The 22414-nt window shown below is 36.1% G+C and carries 21 protein-coding genes; 17 read left to right on the top strand and 4 right to left on the bottom strand.

What is annotated here, in order from left to right; all coding sequences use genetic code 11:
- Window positions 1-6: 6 nt before the first annotated feature.
- Entirely contained in the window at window positions 7-1278 is a 1272-nt protein-coding gene (locus tag CAT7_RS00300; RefSeq protein WP_029276746.1) for an NAD(P)/FAD-dependent oxidoreductase, read from the bottom strand.
- A gap of 192 nt (window positions 1279-1470) precedes the next feature.
- On the opposite strand from CAT7_RS00300, the gene CAT7_RS00295 reads away from it, so the two are divergent.
- The 4 genes from CAT7_RS00295 (at window position 1471) to CAT7_RS00280 (ending at window position 7963) form a co-directional block, all read left to right on the top strand.
- On the top strand, window positions 1471-2328 hold the full coding sequence (locus CAT7_RS00295) for a GRP family sugar transporter (protein WP_007720646.1): 858 nt from the start codon (window positions 1471-1473) through the stop codon (window positions 2326-2328).
- A 33-nt stretch (window positions 2329-2361) separates the two neighbouring features.
- Complete coding sequence (locus CAT7_RS00290; protein ID WP_007720645.1) at window positions 2362-3738, top strand: amino acid permease; 1377 nt, start codon at window positions 2362-2364, stop codon at window positions 3736-3738.
- Between the two features lie 198 nt (window positions 3739-3936).
- Window positions 3937-4638 carry an ABC transporter ATP-binding protein gene (locus CAT7_RS00285; RefSeq protein ID WP_007720644.1) on the top strand — a complete coding sequence of 234 codons (702 nt, stop codon included), beginning with the start codon at window positions 3937-3939 and terminating at the stop codon, window positions 4636-4638.
- Between the two features lie 13 nt (window positions 4639-4651).
- The gene (locus tag CAT7_RS00280) at window positions 4652-7963 is read left to right on the top strand and encodes an FtsX-like permease family protein (RefSeq protein ID WP_007720643.1); all 3312 of its coding nucleotides are present in this window, start codon (window positions 4652-4654) and stop codon (window positions 7961-7963) included.
- A 365-nt stretch (window positions 7964-8328) separates the two neighbouring features.
- Here the strand turns inward: CAT7_RS00280 and CAT7_RS00275 are convergent, their stop codons facing one another.
- Window positions 8329-8832, bottom strand: a complete 504-nt coding sequence (locus CAT7_RS00275; RefSeq protein WP_007720642.1) for an FUSC family protein — start codon at window positions 8830-8832, stop codon at window positions 8329-8331.
- A gap of 158 nt (window positions 8833-8990) precedes the next feature.
- On the opposite strand from CAT7_RS00275, the gene CAT7_RS00270 reads away from it, so the two are divergent.
- The 8 genes from CAT7_RS00270 (at window position 8991) to CAT7_RS12230 (ending at window position 15839) form a co-directional block, all read left to right on the top strand.
- Window positions 8991-9953 (top strand): aromatic acid exporter family protein, encoded by a 963-nt coding sequence (locus tag CAT7_RS00270; protein WP_007720641.1) that lies wholly within the window; start codon window positions 8991-8993, stop codon window positions 9951-9953.
- A 226-nt stretch (window positions 9954-10179) separates the two neighbouring features.
- A complete protein-coding gene (locus CAT7_RS00265) occupies window positions 10180-11325 on the top strand; it encodes an ABC transporter substrate-binding protein (RefSeq protein ID WP_007720640.1) in 1146 nt (381 codons plus the stop codon).
- Window positions 11326-11407: 82 nt separating this feature from the next.
- On the top strand, window positions 11408-12286 hold the full coding sequence (locus CAT7_RS00260; protein WP_007720639.1) for a branched-chain amino acid ABC transporter permease: 879 nt from the start codon (window positions 11408-11410) through the stop codon (window positions 12284-12286).
- Between the two features lie 9 nt (window positions 12287-12295).
- Entirely contained in the window at window positions 12296-13270 is a 975-nt protein-coding gene (locus CAT7_RS00255; protein ID WP_007720638.1) for a branched-chain amino acid ABC transporter permease, read from the top strand.
- Complete coding sequence (locus CAT7_RS00250) at window positions 13267-14040, top strand: ABC transporter ATP-binding protein (protein WP_007720637.1); 774 nt, start codon at window positions 13267-13269, stop codon at window positions 14038-14040. Before CAT7_RS00255 ends, CAT7_RS00250 begins: the two co-directional genes overlap by 4 nt.
- A gap of 2 nt (window positions 14041-14042) precedes the next feature.
- Window positions 14043-14747 (top strand): ABC transporter ATP-binding protein, encoded by a 705-nt coding sequence (locus CAT7_RS00245; protein WP_007720636.1) that lies wholly within the window; start codon window positions 14043-14045, stop codon window positions 14745-14747.
- Between the two features lie 3 nt (window positions 14748-14750).
- The gene (locus tag CAT7_RS00240; protein WP_007720635.1) at window positions 14751-15431 is read left to right on the top strand and encodes a CBS and ACT domain-containing protein; all 681 of its coding nucleotides are present in this window, start codon (window positions 14751-14753) and stop codon (window positions 15429-15431) included.
- Window positions 15432-15668: 237 nt separating this feature from the next.
- On the top strand, window positions 15669-15839 hold the full coding sequence (locus CAT7_RS12230; RefSeq protein ID WP_007720634.1) for a hypothetical protein: 171 nt from the start codon (window positions 15669-15671) through the stop codon (window positions 15837-15839).
- Here the strand turns inward: CAT7_RS12230 and CAT7_RS00235 are convergent.
- Window positions 15831-16790 carry an IS30 family transposase gene (locus tag CAT7_RS00235; protein WP_007720633.1) on the bottom strand — a complete coding sequence of 320 codons (960 nt, stop codon included), beginning with the start codon at window positions 16788-16790 and terminating at the stop codon, window positions 15831-15833. The genes CAT7_RS12230 and CAT7_RS00235 overlap by 9 nt on opposite strands.
- Before the next feature lie 44 nt (window positions 16791-16834).
- Here CAT7_RS00235 and CAT7_RS00230 point away from each other — a divergent pair, with 44 nt between their 5' ends.
- The 3 genes from CAT7_RS00230 (at window position 16835) to CAT7_RS00220 (ending at window position 19558) form a co-directional block, all read left to right on the top strand.
- Window positions 16835-17020: a hypothetical protein gene (locus CAT7_RS00230; RefSeq protein WP_007720632.1), complete on the top strand. Its 186-nt coding sequence runs from the start codon at window positions 16835-16837 to the stop codon at window positions 17018-17020.
- A gap of 29 nt (window positions 17021-17049) precedes the next feature.
- Window positions 17050-17970, top strand: a complete 921-nt coding sequence (locus tag CAT7_RS00225) for a glycosyltransferase family 2 protein (protein ID WP_007720631.1) — start codon at window positions 17050-17052, stop codon at window positions 17968-17970.
- A gap of 610 nt (window positions 17971-18580) precedes the next feature.
- On the top strand, window positions 18581-19558 hold the full coding sequence (locus CAT7_RS00220; RefSeq protein ID WP_007720630.1) for a DUF1002 domain-containing protein: 978 nt from the start codon (window positions 18581-18583) through the stop codon (window positions 19556-19558).
- Between the two features lie 221 nt (window positions 19559-19779).
- On the opposite strand, the gene CAT7_RS00215 is transcribed toward CAT7_RS00220, so the two are convergent.
- Window positions 19780-20748 (bottom strand): Gfo/Idh/MocA family protein, encoded by a 969-nt coding sequence (locus tag CAT7_RS00215; RefSeq protein WP_007720629.1) that lies wholly within the window; start codon window positions 20746-20748, stop codon window positions 19780-19782.
- Window positions 20749-20954: 206 nt separating this feature from the next.
- Here CAT7_RS00215 and CAT7_RS00210 point away from each other — a divergent pair, with 206 nt between their 5' ends.
- Window positions 20955-21476 carry a hypothetical protein gene (locus tag CAT7_RS00210; RefSeq protein WP_007720628.1) on the top strand — a complete coding sequence of 174 codons (522 nt, stop codon included), beginning with the start codon at window positions 20955-20957 and terminating at the stop codon, window positions 21474-21476.
- Window positions 21477-21691: 215 nt separating this feature from the next.
- Window positions 21692-22147: a VOC family protein gene (locus CAT7_RS00205; protein WP_007720627.1), complete on the top strand. Its 456-nt coding sequence runs from the start codon at window positions 21692-21694 to the stop codon at window positions 22145-22147.
- Window positions 22148-22414: the final 267 nt, after the last annotated feature.

The following is a 22414-nucleotide window of genomic DNA, read 5'->3' as shown; positions in this document are numbered from 1 at the left end:
AATGAACTAATTTGCTAAAGCTACTTCAGCTGCATGCATACCGGCAATGCGACCAGTAATAAAAGCACCCGTGATATTGTAGCCACCTGTGTAGCCATTGTAATCTAAAATTTCACCAGTAAAGAAAAGACCGTTAGTGAACTTACTTTCCATAGTTTTCGGATTAACTTCCTTGGTATTGATGCCTCCACCTGTAACAAAAGCTTTTTCAATTGGCAAAGTACCATTAGCTGTAAAACGAAAATCTTTAATAAATTCAATAAATTGAGTGATTTTTTCTGGAGGGACTTGTTTTAATGGAGCATTTTCATCTAAACCTGCTCTAACCAGTGCAAATAGCAAATAGCGTTCAGGAACAAGGCCTTTCAAAGCATTTTTAGTGCTTTTATCTCCATCGTTTTTAATCAATTGTTGCAACTGTTGAGTCAACTCACCTTTGGATACATTTGGGAGAGCATCTAAACTCATCACAACTTCTTCTGATTTATCCCGTTTCATAGTCTGGTGAACAAACATAGAACAACGCAGCACTGCTGGACCAGAAATACCAAAGTGAGTGAAAATCATATCCATTTGATGAGTGATGACTTGTTTACCTTTTTTATTTAAAACACTTAAAGCGATGTCCCTTAAAGAAAGTCCTTGTAAGGTTTTATCTTGGATAAAACCTTCATCAGATAGAATAGGTGCTTCTGTTGGATAGAGAGGGTTAATCGTATGTCCAGCTTTTTTAGCCCATTTGTAGCCATCACCTGTTGAACCCGTTCTAGGCATAGCACGGCCACCTGTTGAAACAATCACACAACTTGCGTGGATGCTTCGTCCATCTTCTAGCAGTACTCCAGTTGCTTTTCCTTCATTAAATAATAAAGTATCAACCGGAGCATCTGTATAAATAGCAATTTTTAAACGATCCATAATCCCAATCAATGCTTCTAAAATCGTTCTAGACTTATCTGTTATTGGAAACATTCTGCCATGATCTTCTTCTTTCAGTACCACACCATTCGATCTAAAGAAGTCCATAATATCGTAGTTATCATATTGATGAAAAGCACTATATAAAAAACGACCGTTTCCAGGAATGTGTGCGATAATTTCTTCTTTATCACGGTTGTTGGTGACATTACATCTACCGCCGCCAGTTACGAGTAATTTACGACCAAGTGTTGTGTTTTTTTCAATTACGGCTACTTTTGCACCATGTTCTGCTGCAGAGATAGCAGCCATCATACCGCTAGTTCCTCCGCCAACTACTAATACATCATACTTTGTCATTTCTTTCATTGACCTCATTTCTACTAATCGCGTACATTCAAATTTTCTTCTCTTACTTTATCATATTCTAGCAGTTTCTTCCATAAACCTGTAAACTGTTTTGCAGATTCAAGAACTTTTCTTGTTAAGAATGCACTTGAACTGTTATGATGTACAAAGTGATGAAATAAATTGAAGAGGAAGATGGAAAAAATGGAAATTTTAATCGCACTGATTCCTGCTATAGCATGGGGCAGTATTGGATTAGTGAGTAATAAATTAGGCGGAAATTCGTACCAACAAACGGTAGGAATGTCAGCTGGAGCAGTTCTTTTTGCAATAGGGGCATATTTTGTTTATCAACCAATAATCGATATGAAAATTGTATTAGTTGGTTTATTATCAGGAGCATTGTGGTCAATAGGTCAAATGCAACAGTTCCAAAGTATGAAATTTATCGGAGTGTCAAACACTTTGCCAATCTCAACAGGATTACAATTAATCGTTAACACACTTGCAGGCGTACTTTTGTTTAGAGAATGGACAAGTACAAGAGATATTATTCTAGGGATTATTGCTATTATCATTTTAATTTTTGGTGTAACTTTCACAACGGTAACGGATAATAAAGAAGTGACTGACAATTCTAACGGACAAAAGAAATCAGGAGCTAAAGCACTGATTTTATCTACCATTGGATACGGATTGTATACAATCACCATAAATGCAGCTGGAGTAGATGCAATGGCTGTTATTTTACCTCAAGCTGTAGGAATGCTAATTGGGTCGTTGCTCTTTTCAGTTAAGCAAGACATCAAGAGCCACTATACGCTACGTAATTTGGTGACCGGACTAGTCTGGGCAACTGGGAATATCTTTATGTTGATTTCAATGGAAAAAGTAGGATTAGCCATCAGCTTCTCTCTATCACAAACCGGTATCATTATTTCTACATTAGGTAGCATTTGGTTCTTAGGAGAAACGAAAACCAAACGAGAATTCCGTTATATTTTATGGGGTTGTATTTTAGTCATTGTCGGTGGCGTTTTATTAGGTTATGTTAAATCATAGATAAATTTTATGAGCGGATGGGAATGTTAGCAGATGAATTATTTTAGAAAGAAACCATTGGAGACAATTGAAAAGCCAACTAATTTAAAAAGAGAGTTAAAAACGATGGATCTCATTTTACTAGGTTTAGGCGCAATTGTTGGAACAGGAATTTTTGTAATCACAGGAACAGCTGCTGCATTGACAGCTGGACCGGCTTTGATTATTTCGTTTATTATCGCAGCTTTTTCGTGTGTATTATCGGCCTTATGTTACGCGGAATTCGCTTCTCGAATTCCAGTGGCAGGTGGAGCATATTCTTATGGCTACACAGTTTTTGGTGAAATCATTGGTTGGCTAGTCGGTTGGTTAATGATATGTGAGTATTTACTAGCAAATGCTTCAGTAGCATCAGGCTGGTCAGGTTACATGAATGGTTTTCTAGATGGAATTGGCCTTGGATTGCCCATTGCATTGCGTTCTTCTTATAATGCTGAAACTGGATCTTATATTGACGTGATTGCTGTACTGATTACATTTGTCGTTACGTACATTGTGGTCCAAGGGGCTAAAAAAGCGTTGCGTTTAAATAATATTATGGTGTTTATAAAATTTGGTTTGATTGCGTTATTTATTGTCGTAGGCGTATTTTATGTTAAACCAGAAAACTGGACACCTTTTGCTCCTTTTGGCGTAAAAGGAATCGCATCAGGAGCGGCAGTCGTTTTCTTTGCTTTCCTAGGATTTGACGCTGTCAGTACGGCAGCAGAAGAAACCAAGAATCCACGTAGAGATATCCCAAGAGGAATCATCGGTTCACTTGGAGTTGCTACTGTTTTGTACATCGCAGTGACGTTAGTGTTAACGGGAATTGTTCCTTATGCACAATTAGATGTTAAAGATCCTGTTGCTTTTGCAATACGTTTTATTGGGCAAGATTTTATTGCCGGTATTATTTCTGTAGGAGCAATAGTAACGCTTTTAACTGTTCTCATCTCAATGACTTATGGATTAGGGCGTTTGATTTATGCCATTGGAAGAGATGGACTACTTCCAAAGAAATTGAGTAAAGTAGATACTAAAACAAAAGGTCCTAAATTTGCAACACAAATAGCTGGCACAGTCTCAGCTGTACTGGCTGGAATAGTGCCACTTGGCAAATTAGCAGAGTTAACGAATATTGTGACATTAATGATATTTGTGATTTTAGCTATAGGAATTATTAAACTACGCAAAGACTTCGGCGAACCAAAAGATGGAGAATTTAAAGTTCCGTTTGTTCCTATTTTCCCAATCGTTTCCATTGTCGTGTGCATTTACTTGATGATCCAACTGTCGTTATCGGTTTGGATTTCATTCGTTATCTGGTTAATTTTAGGTGTGATTTTCTATCTTACGTATGGGTATAACCATAGTGAATTGAATAAATAGGAAGTCTTTTTGTGACAGTTATAATAGTTGTAAAACAACGTAAGAAAAAAAGTCGGGGAGTGTTTTCCTCGGCTTTTTTCTCGCAATTTAGTTTTTATTAGTGTAAAATCTTATGAATTGAGTGTGGACTAAAGGTTTTATTTAACTTACTTTATGGTACACTTACTTAGAATTATTTTAAGAAATGAAGGTGCAAAAATGTCTTTTGTAGAGATAAAAAATGAATTTAAACGATACAAAATGGGTGAAACAGTCATTGCCGCAAATGATGGTATTTCATTTGAAATTGAAAAAGGTGAATTTGCAGTAATTGTCGGACCAAGTGGTGCGGGGAAATCAACCGTTCTAAATATCCTAGGTGGAATGGATACGGCAGATGAAGGACAGATACTCGTTGATGGAACAGATATTGCCCAATTTAATACAAAACAACTCACTCAATACCGTCGTGATGATGTTGGATTTGTTTTTCAATTTTATAATTTAGTCCCTAATTTAACAGCTATTGAAAATGTCGAATTGGCTTCGGAAATTTCTAGCAAAGCGTTAGATGCTCAAAAGGTTCTTGAAGATGTCGGCTTAGGCAAACGCTTAGACAATTTCCCAGCACAGTTATCTGGTGGGGAACAACAGCGGGTAGCCATTGCAAGAGCTTTAGCTAAACAGCCGAAACTTCTTTTATGTGATGAGCCAACCGGTGCTTTAGATTATGAAACTGGAAAACAAGTTTTAAAACTATTGCAGGATACTTGTAAAAATACGGGTACGACCGTTATCGTTATCACACATAATAAAGCAATCGCTCCAATGGCAGATCGCATGATTGAAATAAACAATGCAAAAGTACGTAATGTGACACTGAATGACCACCCTATGTCCGTAGAAGATATCGAATGGTAGAGGGGGAATAAAAGTGAAAAAGAAAGCACTATGGAAAGACATCTTTAAAGAGATGGGGAAATCAAAAACACGATTTCTATCTATTTTTATCATCATCACATTAGGAGTTGCCTTTTTCGCTGGAATTAAAGCGACTGGTCCTGATATGATTGATACCGCAAATCAGTATTATAACAAAACGAACCTGATGGATACAAAAGTGGTGTCTACATACGGACTAAATGACGATGATAAAAAAGCCTTAGAAAGCATCGAAGGCGCAGATGTAACCATGAGTTACAGTCAAGATGTTATTTTAGGAAATAGCAGTTTGGTTGCCAAATTAGTAAGCTACTCTTTGACTGAAGAAACCACACAAAATGATTACGTTGTGAAATCGGGACGTTTGCCAGAAAAAACTGGTGAAATTGCTTTAGATAATAAGAGCAGTATGACTAGTGCTTACAAAATTGGTGATACAGTCACGCTTTCTTCAGAAGAAGAAGAAACCAATTTAGAAGATTCGTTTGCTACAACAACTTTTAAAGTGGTTGGTTTTGTGAACAGTCCGCAGTATATTGAAAATTCTGCAAGAGGAACCAGTACAGTGGGAAAAGGAACCGTTGATGGATTTGCGGTTATCCCCAAAGAAGATTTTACGTTAGAGTTCTATACAGAAGCGTATCTGTCTTTTAAACAGAATGATTCACTTGTTTCTTATTCGCCAGAGTATGAGGACAATGTTGAAAATCAGATGGAACAAATCGAAAAAGTAGTTGAACAAAGACCAGAAGAACGCTTAGCCGAAATTCGTTCAGAAGCGCAAGCGAAAATTGATGACGGGCAAGCTGAAATCGATGATGCCAAGCAACAATTAGCAGATGGACAAAAAAAATTAGACGATGCTAAAGCTACATTGGATCAAGGACGTACTGATTATGCTGAAGGCAAAGCGACTTTAGAAACGCAAACAGCTAACGCCCAAGCCACAATCGATCAAAAACGCCAAGAATTAGATGCTGGAAAAGCCGAATTAGCTACAAAGGAAGCAGATTTAAAAGCAGCCCAAACGCAGCTTATTGATGCCCGCAATAATTTTGAAGCACAAAAAGTAACTGCAGAACAATCTTTAGCTAATGGAGAATCTTTTGTTGAAAATGCGAGAGCTATTTTAGCGGTTCCGATTGAAAGTGTACCCGTTGAAAGTCAAACGAGCATCACTCAAGCAGCTGCAGCTGTTGATTCTTCACTGGGAGAAGCCTTTACGGGTTACTTTGCCGGAGTTGTTCCAAACAGCACGGTTTCAGCAGCGCTAAACGAAATATCTGCTAATTTTGAAGAAACACGAGCGAAAATGGCTGCAACAGATGCTGAACTAACAACTAATGAAACAAAAATGGCTCAAGGTTTAGCAGATATCCAAGCGGCAAAAACAACGCTTGCTAATGGAGAATCCCAATTAGTTGAGGGTCAAGAGCAATTAAATCAAGAAAAAGCAAACGGCGAAGCTGAACTAGCTGCTGCGCTTGAAAAAATAACATCTGGACAAGCTGATTATGAAACAGCATTGGCCGAGTTTGAAACAAAATCAGCTGATGCTGAAAAAGAAATTGCAGATGGTGAAGCCGAACTTGTTGAAGCAAAGAAAGACTTAGAAGCGTTAGAACTGCCTGAGTATTACGTACTAGATCGTTCAACGAATCCTGGTTATAGCGAATTTAGCGATAATGCAGACCGCATATCAGCAATTGCACAAGTCTTTCCCGTATTCTTTTTCTTGATTGCTGCATTAGTTTGTTTGACCACTATGACACGCATGGTAGAAGAAGAACGCTTGCAAATTGGAACATTAAAGGCATTAGGATATTCTAATTGGGATATTTCTAAAAAATTCTTAGTATACGCTTCAGTAGCCAGTTTATTAGGCACCATTATTGGTTTAATTGTTGGGTATCAAGTGTTCCCTAATGTTATCTTTAACGCGTATGGGTCAATGTATAATTTACCGTCCGTTCGTGTTACGTATTACCTTAGTTACGCTGTTATTTCTCTAATTGTGGCTTTGTTATGTACCGTTATGTCAGCTTACCTTGCGACACGAGTGGCTTTAAAAAGTACACCAGCTACGTTGATGCGTCCAAAAGCACCCAAGATTGGGAAACGTATTTTATTAGAACGTATTCCGTTTATTTGGAATAATTTTGGCTTCATTCAAAAAGTAACTGCACGGAATCTTTTCCGTTACAAACAACGTATGCTGATGACGGTTCTAGGTGTTGCAGGATGTACAGCTTTGATTTTAACTGGATTCGGTATATCAGATTCTATTTCAGATGTGGCTGATTTGCAATATGGAAAAATCATGAAATATGATGCCATCGTTGCTCTAAATACAGATGCAAGCGATGCTGAAAAATCAGACTATGATGAGGTAGTAGCCAATCAACCAGTTATTGATGAATCTTTGAAAGTTAGTCAAGAAAGTTATACAGTCGATGTTGAAGGAGTTAACACACAAACTGTAACTGTGTTTGCACCTGCAACAACAGAAAAATTTGAAAATTATGTTCTCTTAAACGACCGCACTTCTGGTCAAACGTATTCTTTGCCTGAAGAAGGAGTAATCATCAGTGAGAAATTAGCCGATTTAATTGACGTGGAAAAAGGAGATACTTTGACTTTGACTGATACTGATAATAAAGAAGCTGAAGTTGTTATAAAAGAAATCGTTGAAAATTATACTGGTCATTATGTGTATATGAACAAAGACTATTATGAAACTACGTTTGGAAAATCACCAGAATACACAACTGAAATGTTGAACTATGGTGAAGGCAAAGTAGATGAAGAATCATTAGGAGCTACATTGACAGAACAGCCAAGTGTCTTATTGGTCAATTTTAGTAGTGACGTCAGTAAAGCATTTGAAGAAACGATGGGAAGTTTAGGAATTGTAACATTGGTACTAATCGTTTCAGCTGGATTATTAGCTTTTGTGGTGCTATATAACTTAACCAATATCAATGTTTCTGAACGCGAAAGAGAATTGTCTACTATTAAAGTATTAGGCTTTTTCGATAAAGAAGTGACCATGTATATTTATCGTGAAAATATTATTCTTACTTTAATGGGAATCGTTGTTGGATCGCTATTAGGAGTCTTGCTACACAGCTTCGTATTAGATACAGCCGAAATCGATCTCCTCATGTTCAGCCCAACTATTCAACCATTGAGCTATCTTTACTCAGCAATCATAACTCTTGTCTTCTCAGGAATAGTTATGATCGCTATGCATTTCAAACTCAAAAATGTAGACATGATCGAAGCTTTAAAATCAGTAGATTAATATAGGATGCGAAGTTCGACGTCAAGGCTTGACAGAAAAATAAAGAATCTCGCAGAGGATGTTCCATCCTTGTAGAGATTCTGTTTTTTCCGAGAGCCTGTCGAACGCAGCTCAACTAAAAGGATGCGGATCACAGCTAAAAGGATACGAAGTGTCTCGTTTATCTCCGTAGAAAAAAAAATAAAGCAATCTGTTTCTTTATTTCTTAAGAACAGATTGCTTTATTTTTTTCTCTATAAAAAGGCCGAGAAAATTGAATTAGAGCCCTTCTATACGACATTTGCAGAGAAAAGCACAAAGAAAATAAGAGGAATCCAAAATTGAAATGGCCGCCTCTTATTTTTTGGGAAAAGTAGTTTAAACCATTAAGGTTGCAACGTATCAGTTGGTTTCGGTCCACCAGGAATGAGACGGTTAACTGCGATAGCAATAAACGTTCCGATAAAGGTATCCAAAACTCGAGCCAAAGCATAAAGCACAGTCTCGTTAGTTGGGATGCTAAAATAAATAATTAAAAAAGCTGCGCTAGCTCCGATAATTCCAGAATTGTAATTAATTCGGTCACAAAATACAATAATCAGAATGATGCCAAGAGGAACGCCAAACAATTCAATTAAAAAATCCAAGCCGATGAGTTGTTGGAGCAAAATGAGAATAGCAGCAAAAATAGCTCCAATGGAATTGCCGAAGATTCTGGTTTTCCCAAATTCTAAACTGGTCTGCCAATCTTCACGCAAACCAAAGACAGCTGCTAAAGCGGCAATCATAGGGGGTTCCCTATCAAGCAGATGGAATAAAAGAATACATAATCCTACTGCTATACCTGTTTTTAATGTACGCATGCCTATGCGATAATTGCCAATTTTCATCTATATCCATCACTTTCTGTGTGTAATTGTTTAGTTTTTAGATTCAATGTGTCTAGTATTAATAATAGGGATAAGTAAATAAAATGCAAAGAAAAATTTTTAGTTTTGATAGAAGTAAGGTACTATTGATTTAAGGATTATACCAAAGGAGTGTAAACATGACGGTCTCTTTACGAGCAATAAAAATAGCCTTTGCGACAACTATTGCAATTTTAATCGCTCAGGCATTTCAATTAGAATATAGTGTTTCAGCAGGAGTTGTGGCTATATTAAGTGTATTAGACACAAAAAAATCATCGGTTACGATAGCGATTCAACGTGTGGGATCAACGGTGTTAGCCTTAGGGATAGCAACGATTCTCTTTCAATTGCTTGGATTTAATACAATTGTTTTTGGTTTATATCTTCTCGTTTATATTCCTCTAGCATATAAACTCAATGTAGAAGTAGGAATAGCTCCATGTTCCGTACTGGTTTCTCATTTGTTACTAGAACAAAGTACCTCTATTACTTGGCTCACAAATGAACTTTTATTGATGGTGATTGGTGTGGGAATTGCTATCTTATTTAATTGGTACATGCCTTCAAAAGAAAAGCAATTAGTAAAACTAAGAGGTGAAATTGAAGAAAAAATGAGACATGTTTTAATGAACTTTTCTTTGGTATTAAAAAATGGGAGTTCAAATGAAAAAGGCGAGCTTTTGATAAAAGAACTTTCAAAAGACTTAAAAACAGCAGAAAAAGTGGCTTATATGGAATCCAATAATCAATTATTAAGTCAATACGATGATTATATCATTCAGTATATCGACATGCGGCAACAGCAAGCTAAAATACTGGCAGAAATGTCGATGGATATCAGCGTATGTTCTTTACCAACCAAGCAAAATGAAATATTGGCTCAGTTGTTCCAACGGACGGCTGATCAACTTCATGAAAGCAATCCCGTATTAGATTTAACCGAAGATATTGAATCGCTGTTAACGGATTTTAGAATGAGTGATTTGCCTAAAACACGAGCTGAATTTGAAAATCGGGCAGCTTTATTTGTGCTTTTAAATGATTTTACGAGGTTTATTCAAATAAAAAAAGATTTTTATGAGCAACAAAAAGGTGAATGAAAGTGCTGAATAGGCAAAAAAGGGTGGAGAACTATTCCATCCTTTTTTGTTTTTATAAACGATGAGAGAATGTTTTTTTAAATAACTTCAGATTACCATTGATTAAATATTCAGAATATTCTATACTAATTATTAATAAATCATTTTGTTATCTAATTTTAATGATTGGATAGGCGGAATTGTTTTTTATTAACTAACGCAATAGCGTAAATTGGGGGAAAAGAAAATGAAAAAAAGATTGGTAATGGGAGTTGCAGCTCTTTCGCTATTGGCTACAGCATGTGGTGCTGGAAGTGGCAGCAATGCAGACGAAATCAAAATAGGTTCAATGTTTGAAAAAACAGGTGAGGTTTCAGCGTACGGTACTGCGGAAGCAAATGCAGTAAAGTTAGCTGTTAAAGAAATTAATGACAATGGTGGCATTTTAGATAAAAAAATTGATTTAGTTGAATACGATACAAAATCAGATAATACTGAAGCAGCTAGTATTGCAACAAAACTAGCTACGCAAGATGAAGTATCTATTATTGTAGGACCCGCAACGACTGGAGCGGTAAAAGCTTCCACGCCAGCTGTTACAAGAGCAGGTGTAAGTTTAGTCACTCCTTCTGGAACAGATGACAGTTTGACAATTGATGAAAATGGCAAAGTTCAACCAAATATTTTCCGGACATCATTCCAAGATTCATTTCAAGGGATTGCTTTAGCCGAATTTGCTACAAATGAATTAGGAGCTAAAAAAGCCTTAGTCATTGGCGATAGCTCAAGTGATTACGCATTGGGTTTAACCAAGGCGTTTGAAGGAAAATTTGATGGAGAAATCGTTGCAGAAGAAAATTTTACTGCTGATGACACTGATTTCAGTGCAATCTTAACACGTATAAAAGATCTTGATTTTGATTTCATATTCTTACCTGGCTACTACAATCAAGCAGGATTGATTATCAAACAAGCTCGTGAAATGGGAATCACGCAACCGATATTAGGTGCAGATGGTTTTGGGAACGAAGCATTACTTGAATTGGCAGGGGTTGACAATGTTGATGATGTTTATTATTCAGCTCACTACTCACCAAACAGTGAAGATGCTCAAGTGAAAGAATTTATTGCTGCATATAAAGCTGAATATGATGTAGACCCAGATATGTTTGCTGCTCTTGCATATGATACCGTTTATCTTGTAGCTCAAGCAATTGAAGCAGCTGACGATACAACACCAAAAGCACTGACAAAAGCTCTTGAAGACATTACTGAATTTGATGGCGTGACGGGTACATTCTCATTTGATGAAAATCACAATCCTGTCAAATCAACTTTAGTTATTGAATTACAAGATGGTGTAGAAGTAGGAAATACTGAAGTTACACCTTAATGACCTGTTAAACTAAAAAGGTGCAAAGCAAGTTCTTGCTTAGCACCTTTTAGTATTTAAAAATGAAAAGAGGTGCCATTTTATGGAAGCATTTTTACAACAACTGATTAACGGACTTTCTTTAGGAAGTATTTACGCCTTGATAGCATTAGGTTACACCATGGTTTATGGCATTATCAAATTGATTAATTTTGCTCATGGAGATATCTATATGGTAGGTGCATTTGTTGGTTATACAGCAATCAATACTTTGCAGCTCAGTTTTTTTCCGGCGTTGATTCTGTCCATGGTTTTTTGTGCCATTTTGGGAGTAGCAATTGAACGAATCGCCTATAAACCTTTGCGTAATGCAACACGTGTGGCTGCTTTGATTACAGCAATCGGTATGTCCTATTTACTGCAAAATGGCATGATTTACTTAGTTGGTTCAGAAACCAGAGCTTTTCCACAAGTGATTAAGAATAAAGTATATGAATTTGCCGGATTACAAGTCAGTCAGACACAGATCATGATTTTTGCTACAACTATCATTTTAATGTTAGCTCTGCAACTCATTGTTCAAAAAACAAAAATGGGCAAAGCGATGCGAGCAGTCAGTACAGATGCAGATGCAGCTCGTTTAATGGGAATCAATGTCGATAATGTCATTTCATTTACGTTTGCACTTGGTTCTTCATTAGCAGGAGCAGCCGGCGTTTTAGTAGGATTGTATTACAATTCAATCGAACCAATGATGGGTTATGCTCCAGGATTAAAAGCCTTTATTGCCGCTGTACTAGGTGGGATTGGAATTATACCAGGGGCTATGTTCGGGGGATTTGCTATTGGAATCATTGAAACACTAGTCAGTGGATATGGCGGTTCATTAATCAAAGATGCAGTGGTTTACTTGATTCTAATTATTATCCTTATCTTCAAACCATCCGGATTGCTTGGCAAAAATGTAAAAGAGAAAGTGTAGGTGATAAGAATGAAACAATTCAATAAGAAAAACTTCGGTTGGCTCATTTTTATTGCAGCCATCTATATCCTCATTCAAGTAGGAACAGCCACTGGTATTATTAATGCTTTTTATGAAATAACATTGATGACGATTTTGATTAATGTCATTTTAGCAACGGGTTTGAATTTAATTATTGGCTTTTCAGGTCAATTTTCCTTAGGACATGCAGGATTTATGGCTATCGGTGCTTATTGTACCGGAGTTATCAGTATTAAATATCCAACTGTGTTAGGCCTTATGGGAGGACTCTTATTAGGAATCGCTATAGCCAGTCTAGTAGCTTTATTAGTTGGAATCCCTACATTAAGACTAAAAGGGGATTATTTAGCCATCGCTACTTTAGGAGTAGCCGAAATTATCCGGATCGTAATCTTGAATATGAATGATATTACAAATGGAGCGGCTGGGTTAAGCGGCATCCCATTTATTGCAAATTGGCAGATTACGTTTGCTTTTATCGTAATTTCTTTGATTGTGATCATGAATTACATCAAAAGCAGTCCTGGAAGAGCAACGATTTCTATTCGAGAAGATGAAATTGCAGCTGAATCTATGGGAATCAATACAACAAAATATAAAATCATTGCGTTTGTTTTAGGAGCAGCTTCTGCAGCAATAGCAGGTGGATTACATGCTTCTTATTTCAGCGTTATCCGTCCGGCAGATTTTACTTTTATGAAATCTGTTGATATTTTAATCATTGTTGTTTTTGGCGGATTAGGAAGTATGACCGGAAGTGTTGTTGCAGCTATCGTATTAGGCATTTTGAATGTTTATTTGCAGCCTTTTGGACAACTGAGAATGATTATTTATTCAGTTGCTCTAGTTGCAATCATGGTCTTTAGACCTTCTGGATTATTAGGAACAAAAGAATTTACGATCTCTGGATTATTAGATCGTAAAAACAAAAAGAAATCTATGAAAGAGGGTGAAGCAGAATGAGCTTATTAGAAGTTAAACAATTGACCAAAAACTTTGGTGGGCTATCTGCTGTCTCTATGGTAAATATGCAATTGGAAGATAATGAATTAGTGGGGTTGATTGGTCCTAATGGGGCAGGGAAAACCACGCTATTCAACTTATTAACAGGTGTATATGAACCAACTGAAGGAGTTATTGACCTCGAAGTAGACGGCAAGAAAACATCCTTGATCAAGCAAAAAACGTATGCCATCACTTCTATGGGATTAGGTAGAACGTTTCAAAATATTCGTTTATTTAAAGATTTGACTGTATTAGAAAATGTTTTGATTGGGATGCATGAAAAAAATAAAGTCGGCACAATTGCTAGCATCTTTAGAACGCCTGCATATTATGCAGCTGAAGAAAAAATGCGCATTGAAGCTCTTGAATTGTTAAAGCTGTTTAATTTAGAAACAAAAGTAGCTGAGTTAGCAAAAAACTTGCCGTATGGGGAACAAAGACGCTTAGAAATCGTTCGTGCATTGGCCACTAAACCAAAAATCTTATTTTTAGATGAACCGGCGGCCGGAATGAACCCTCAAGAAACAGCTAGTCTGACCTCTTTGATTCGCCAAATCCAAAAAGAATTCAAAATCACGATTTTGTTAATCGAGCACGATATGTCATTAGTTATGGATGTATGTGAACGCATTTACGTATTAGAATATGGCAGAATGATCGCTCATGGAACACCTGATGAGATCAAAACCAATGAAGCCGTTATTAAAGCATATTTAGGTGGTGAGTAGACATGTTAAAAGTAAAAGATCTATCTGTTTATTATGGAGTCATTCAAGCGACTAAAGAAATCAACTTTGAAGTGAATGAAGGTGAAATTGTTTCATTGATTGGTGCTAATGGTGCGGGGAAATCAACGGTTCTAAAAGCGATTTCTGGTTTACATCGTCCAAAATCAGGTGAAATCTTGTTTAAAGACCAACCCATCCAGAAAGAATCAACGCGTAAAATCGTTCAGCTAGGTATTTCTCAAGTTCCGGAAGGACGCCATGTCTTTAAAGGAATGACTGTCATGGAGAATTTAGAAATGGGAGCTTTCCTTAGAAAAGATAAAAGTGAAATACAAAAAGATTTGAAAATGGTATTTGACCGTTTTCCTGTTTTGGAAGAACGTAAAAAACAAGATACGGCCACTCTTTCTGGTGGGGAACAACAAATGGTTGCCATGGGCCGAGCATTGATGTCTAGGCCAAAATTATTGTTACTGGACGAGCCTTCAATGGGATTAGCACCTTTGTTCATTAAAGAAATTTTTAATATCATCCAAATGATCAATAAACAAGGAACGACGGTATTATTGATTGAGCAAAACGCAAAAGTAGCGTTAGAAATTGCGCATCGTGGATATGTTTTAGAAACTGGAAAAGTTGTACAAACCGGTACAGGAAAAGAGCTATTAGCAAGTGACGAAGTGCAAAAAGCATATTTGGGAGGTTAAGAAATGGACGTAAAAAGTTATATGACTGCAACTGTCGTGACCGTTACAGAAGAGACCAAAGTTTTAGAGGCGCTTGATATTATGAAAGAAAATGATTTTCACAGGTTGCCTGTAGTGAGAAATGGACGAATGATTGGGTTAATTACACAAGAAATTATTCAAGAAAATTCCCCTTCTACAGCAACGAGCCTGAGTATCCATGAGATGAACTATTTGTTAACTAAAACTAAAGTTGGCGATATCATGCAAAAAAAGGTTCTTACTATTCAAGCAGATGATTTATTGGAAGAAGCTGCTGCTCGTATGAGAGACCAAGAAATAGGTGTCTTGCCGGTAGTAGAAGAGGAAAATAAAATTGTCGGTATCATTACGGATAAAGATATCTTTAGTGCTTTTATTGACATTATGGGGTACAACAATAAAGGCAGCCGTATTGTGATCGATATTCCAGAAGATCAACCAGGAATTCTGGAAGATATTACTAATATTTTAGCAGAAGCTCAAATCAGTATTCATCAAATAGCTGTTTATCGAAAAGACAATTTCACACAAGTGATTATCCAAATGGATAGTCCAGATACAAGCGCAATTAAAGAAATCTTAACGACAAGTGGCTATACGGTTAGTTCAGCAATTTATAAAGAAGGAAAAAAGCTGAATAGTAGTGGAATAGCGTTGAAATAAAGTTGAAAAAAAGCCAATCAATCCCAAAAATTAGAATTAATTTTTGGGATTGATTGGCTTTTTTCTTAGTGTTAGGATAGGAGTGGACACTAATGAACAATTAAGATTCAAATAAATTTAGAATTTTCTATCCTAAAAGTTGGCTTTCGGTTATAGTAATGAAATAGTTGCTTTTTTATACATAATTGAGAACACAAAATCAAATGAAATAGATAAATAATAAAAGGGGATTTCTAAATGAAAAAAGGGTGGCTGATCGTTGGATTAGCAGTTGTTTTGATAGGTATTGGAGGAGGTGTTTTTTTTATGGGTCAACCAGGAAAAAATGTTCATATATCTGAAAATGGTCTTTCTTATGTAGCAAAGGTTGAGGGGAAAGATTTTTATATTTATCGTTTGTCAAATTAAGTTAGACAGTTCCCACTCATTAATGTAATTTAAAAATACTTCTAACGGTGTCAGATACTGTAAAGATTTTCTTGGGATCTGATTTCTTACTGAAGCGACTGCAGAGACAAAAGATTGATCAACTTGGTTAAAATCCATTTCTTTCGGTAAACCGTCTTTTCGAAGCAGTCCATTAGAATGCTCGTTTAAAGCTCGCTGGGATGGAGTTCCTGGATCAGCAAAGTAAATAGCAACATCATTTAGATTACTAATGGTTTTCCAGTTGGAAAACTCTTTTCCACAATCAAACGTAATGGATTTGAAGAGATTTCTTGGAATACATTGGAACCAGTTGTTTATGGCTTCTTCAACATCTTGTGCTTTACGCCCATTGGGCTTCAAAGTAATAATGGCTTTTGAAATCCGTTCAACCAATGTGATTACAGCACTTTTATGATGAATGCCAACAATAGTGTCTCCTTCTAGATGACCAAACTCGTCTTCAAATTGTGGATAATCCGTTAATCTTTCAGATATATTTCTTTTGAAAGCTTGTTTCCCTCGTTTTTCTTTATGACCGTTTGGTTTACGTTTTCCTTTCATAGGAAGAGTTGTTTGATCAAAGAGCCCTTGTTTGAACTGTCGGTACAAGGTGCGTGAGGAACAAGCGATGAACCTTTCTGCACGACCAATAATCACATCTGGAGTCCATCCTTGAGCAACCATCTTTTGAATATATTCTTGTTGGTCATTGGGTAAGGTAATAGGATGTCTACTGCAGCGCTTCTTATTTTCTTTGTATTGTTTAAAGTAATCAAGAGCCGTGTAACCTTTCCTTAGGAAAGTAACTACGTTATGAATCGTCTGACGTGAACGGCCAATGTAGGTGGCAATTTTCAAAACAGAAATTTTTTGATGGAAATAAGCTTCTATCATTACAAGTTCTTCAGTGGTAAGATGGGTGTAGGTCATTCGTGATCACTCCTATGTTTTCTTTGGTCGGAAATACATTTTGAGTGTACCACGAATGGCTTTTTTATTTGTCTAGCTTAATTTTACAATCGGCGATTTATAAAGATGGTGAATGGAAATCGACATTTTTAACAGGTGTCAACATGGGAGCAGCTAAACCTGGTACATTTTCGGGAGAGCTAGCTATCACAAAAGAAGAGTATCTACGTTGGTTTAAGCAGATGCCTTAAACGCAGGTATTAATACTTCTGTTTTTCCTTTGTTTTGTGCAATTGATGCAGACTGTATAATTGAAAAAGACGCATTATTACGTATTGTTTCGCCTTTTCTTAAACATGAAGAAACAGTTGCAGTTGGTGGAATGGTCCGTATTGCAAATGGAAGTGAAATAAAAAATGGGCAAATCGTTCAAACGAAGATCCCTAGAAAAATGATCGAACGATTCCAAGTGATCGAATACTTTCGAGCTTTTTTAACAAGTCGTATCGGTTGGCAACAATATAACGCATTGATAATTATTTCAGGAGCTTTCGGCTTGTTTAAAAAATCCGCTGTAGTAGATGTTGGAGGATTTGAGAAGACCATTGGTGAGGATATGGAACTGATTCTAAGACTGCATAAGGGGTTTCGTCAGTCTGGTGAACCTTATCATATTGATTTTGCTTCCGATGCGGTGTGTTGGACACAAGCGCCAGATAGTTATAAAGGATTAGAAAGTCAGCGGATAAGATGGCATAGAGGACTGTTTGATTCTTTAAATAGACATAAAGAAATGATTGGTCGACCTAAATATGGAATTATCGGTTTAGCTTCTATGCCATACTTCTTTCTGGTTGAGTTGTTAGGACCTGTTATTGAAATGATTGGCTATATTGTAATGGCTTTTGCCATTTATCTTGGTATTTTCTCTTCATCTGTTATTTTCATCTTTTTGTTAACTTGTTTAATGGGTATCTTATTTTCATACTCCGCTATTTTATTTGAAGAGATATCATATAAACGATATGGTAGTTTAAAAGATATTTTAGTGTTGTTCGCAGTAAGCATTTTGGAACAATTTTATTACCGTCAATTAACTGTATGGTGGAGAGTAAAAGCTTTCTTTAATTACAATAAAGGCAGTAAAAATTGGGGGACAATTGAACGCAAAAATTTTGATTCAGAAAAAGAAAAGCAATAAAATGGAAAAAGTATGTCATTAATGAAGTTCAACTGTTTTAAAGAAAAAGAAACTGTGCCAAGTTAAAAGTGCGGGTAAAAATTGCATTGTGACATAGAAAGCTATGAAGCGAAATTAAACACTTAATAAAGGCGGTTCACTTTAAATAAAATTTTAAAAGTGACAAAAATTTGTCCATATAGAATTTAAATTGGAATAGGTGTGAAAAGACTAAGAATAAGCTACTTATTACTGAAACTAGTCTGGAAACAAGTTGTTTTAAAAACCGTTCAGATAGCTTTTTTAGATTTTTTAAGAAAATATTAATTTTTGCTTGGACAACCTTATAAGAGTTTGTTATTCTAAAGGTACATAGTAATCACATAAGCAGTTAACCTAACAATTTTTTGAATAGCAATTATTTAATTTACATCATTTCATTAAATTGCTTTGGAGGGGTAAGGCTTGCACATAGTTTGGGGTGAATGATTTGGGATAGAAATATCCTGAGTCATTTTTTTGATAAATGGATTAATTAAAAAGCTTAGTTTTTTCTTAATAAGAATTGGGTATACTGAGGTTAAGAAAGAATGGACCAAACAATAAAAAACGTGTGATGGAGGATTTTAAAATGAATCAATTAAAAAAAATGAGTTTAACGGCTTTAACAACAATGAGTTTGATGGGAGCGACAGTAGCGGTCTTGCCGCAATCTGCCAGCGCAACCACAAGTGGAATCGATACAACAGTTGTAGATGAAAAATGGGGAAAACCTACTTTTATCTATGGCGGAGGATTATCTGAAAGCCAAATAACTGAAACAGAAGAGTTATTAAATATTAAAAATCCAGAAAATGTAGCTGTCGGAAGTGTGACAGGTCAAGACTTGATCAATTATTTAGGTGAAGGATCAGGAAATACATCTAGCATGATTTCATCCGTATTGGTACAGAAACAAGACACTGGAGAAGGTGTCGATGTTGAAATTGTCACTCCAGAAAATATCAGTCAAATTACACAAGACCAATATGCAAATGCAGCCATTACTGCAGGAGTAAATGATGTGAAAATCGAAGTAGCAAGTGTCAGCAAGGTTACGGGAGAAAGTGCCTTAACAGGTATTTATAAAGCTTTTGACGTTAATGGGGAAGAATTAGACCAAGAACGTATGGAAGTAGCGCAAGAGGAATTAGAAACAACCAATGAGATTGCACAAGAAAATAATGGAAATGAAGAATTTGATACAGCCAAATTTGATCAAGCAATCATTGATATTAAACAAAGCTTAGCTGATTTGAAAGAACAACAAGGTGAGTTGGCTACAAAGGAAGATGTTGAACGCATTATTAATGAAGCGTTAGAAAAAAATAACTTGAAAAATGCAGTTACGCAAGACCAAATTGATCAATTGATGGCTTTATTTGAAAAATACCAACAAACAAGTGCAATTGATTCTGCTGAAGTAAAAGAACAGTTGAAGAACTTGTCCAATACCGTTCAAGATAAATTTGGCGACGCTCTGCAACAAGCTGAAGATAGTGGATTAGTAGATAAAGTCGGCAACTTCTTTAGCCAAATATGGGATGCTATCGTAGGTCTGTTTAAATAGGGCGTAACAAACCTTAATTCGATGGACTCAGAACCAATTTTCATCTGAGTAAGGGCAACTAGCTTGATTCAACTAACTTAGAATAGAATTCTAATGGAGCTTGGCAAGTCTAAAAGGAAATGAGATTGTTGAACGATCCAGTAAGAGAAACAATAAAAAAATAAAAAGCTAAGGATAAGTCTCTGTAACATAGGACTTAGCCTTGGCTTTTTTTTGCAAATTTATTCGAAATCGTAATGAAGGCCCCATTTGGTTCTCAATGTATCCATAATTTCCATTACATCATGGGTAAGGGTAAGTGAAGGATCTGGGCGATTTGATAAAATTAGATTAGTAATATCGGCTATTTCATAATTCATAGCTTGTTTTGTATCGCCAGCTTCAATCGTTTCTACTGAACCATCTGGACGGGTTAACGTCGCTTTTTCTGCACGTGGGAAATCATTGACTGTGAAAAAACCATTCTCAAATGCAACGATTCCTATTTTAGGCATTTTAGCTCTAAAGGTAAGCGTAATGGCAGCTAGTTCATCATGGTCATTTTTTAATAGAATACCCGATTGCTCATCCACACCTGTTTCGTAAAAATTCATGGTCGTGTGAATTTCATGTGGTTGGCTAGTCAAGAAAAAGCGGGTAAAAGATAAGGCATAAATTCCGATATCCAGTAAAGCCCCACCAGCAAGATCTTTATTGAAAAAGCGGTTTGTTGGATCTTCTTCTTTTAAACTTCCAAAAGAGACTTGGATCATTTTTAATTTACCAAGTGATCCTTCTTGAGCGATTTCTTTTAGCTTATGGTAAAGCGGCATGTGGTAAATAACCATTGCCTCAGATACAATAAGATTTTTTTCTTCAGCTAATTTCATAGCTTGCGCTAACTGATTATTATTCATCGTAATAGCTTTTTCGGATAAAACGTGTTTGCCGTGTTCTAAACTTTTCAAGATCAAATCAGCATGATGGCTATGCGGTGTAGCAATATAAACAACATCAATGGATGGATCAGCTAATAATTCTTCGTATGAGCCATATGATTTTTTGATTCCGTGTGTTTCAGCAAATGCAGCTGCTTTTTTAATATTTCGTGAACCCGCAGCATAAAGTACGGCATTATCAACATTGAATGTTTCAGCAAATTCATTTGCAATTTGTCCTAAACCTAAAATTCCCCAATTTAACTTTTTCATGGAAAGCCTCCTGAAATTTATTTAAACGTTATCAAAGCTATTTTACCATTGAAAAACAGTTGTGGGAACGAGGAAAGTAGTTTGATTTTCTTTTTCTAATAAAAGATAAAAGTATAGGCATACAATTTGAAAGTTAACGTAATAGGTGTAAAATAAAGGTAGCACTTATTTAAAATTATTCATTAATTGGAAGGGGAATGATGAACATGCATGAAGCATTAGTAGAAATTGTTTTAGGAGCTATAAAGGAGCAATACGTTAGCGAAAAAGCTTTTTACACCGCTCAATTAGGCATCACACCACAAAGTTGGGACCGCTGGAAAAAAGGCAACCAAGGACTGAAACCTGAAAATATGGAAAAGATTTCTCGGTTGTTTACTGAATACGAATGGATGCTGGTACAAAAAGTTTGCCGAAACGCTACATTTTTTCCAGAAGTTAAAGCCAATCCCGTTAACGAATATTTAGCTATCAAATTTCATGTAGCACAAAAATGGGTGAACAGCGGTACAGCCGAGCTAGAATTTAAAAAAGAAACCGAAGATCGAATAATGGAACATCACCGCAAACAGAATACAACAATCCTTATCATTGAGAACGGGTATGATTTCTGGAGCTACAAGGACATCATTGAATTGCGTTTACCTGGAATCATCCAACAACAAATAAAAACAGACAAACCAAACCTTTTAGAGTGGTTCAATAAAAATATTCAGGATACGCAATGATCTGAAAGTAAGTTAAGATAGATAATTTATCAGATTATGCTTTAATTAGTTCACTCATGATAAAATCGGTTGGGGTAGGTTATTAGTTACATCTAGCTTGATCTTTAATATACTCTGTTTTAAGAATTCGTTGATTTTGAAACGCTTTCTTTGACCACAGCAATGAAATACTTTATTCTTAAGCTGTTAAATAGATAAAGAAAGAAGGGCTCCGTATGTTAATTGATTCTTATCCGTATTTATTATTTAATGGTAATGCAGAAGAGGCATTGAGCTTTTATGCAAAAGTTTTTAAAGCAGAGATTTTAGATATCAGCAAATTCAAGGATATGCCACAACACCCAGATAACCCCATACTGCCTGATGAAATACAAAATAAAGTGATGAATGCAACATTGCAGCTTACAAATGGAAGTTATTTGATGTTTTCTGATAACCCGCTTGAAGGCGAAGCTGGTTATCAGCAAGGCAATAACATATCTGTCACTTTAGTCTATGAAACAAAAGATGAAACTCGTGAGGTTTTCGACCAATTGAAAGTAGATGGGAAGATATCGATGCCGCTCGAAGAAACATTTTGGAGCCCATTATATGGAAAGGTTGTTGATCAGTTTGGAGTTGAATGGCAGATTTCGACTTTTGTGCCAGGCATGATGGACAAAGCTGAATAAACCGATTGGAAAAGAATTAATATGGATAAAACGTCTAGTAAATGGAAAATGATAGAAAGTTTGTTTGTTTCCTATTGTTTTTTAATACTAGCAAATGATGTAACTAAAAAAGAAGAGAGTGGGACAAAAAGCGTTTAGACCCAAATCTTCTAACGCATACCTTATCGCTAATGCGAATAAATCCGCAAGAGCTATGGCAACGGGAACGAATACGCGCAGTATGGTCATCGACCATCGAGCATTATTCGTGAAGTGGACGTCGGGTCT

The sequence above is a fragment of the Carnobacterium sp. AT7 genome, assembly GCF_000171855.1.
GTDB classification, from domain to species: domain Bacteria; phylum Bacillota; class Bacilli; order Lactobacillales; family Carnobacteriaceae; genus Carnobacterium_B; species Carnobacterium_B jeotgali.
The sequence above is the reverse complement of the archived record's forward strand: the minus strand, read 5'-3'. Positions and strand labels throughout refer to the sequence as shown.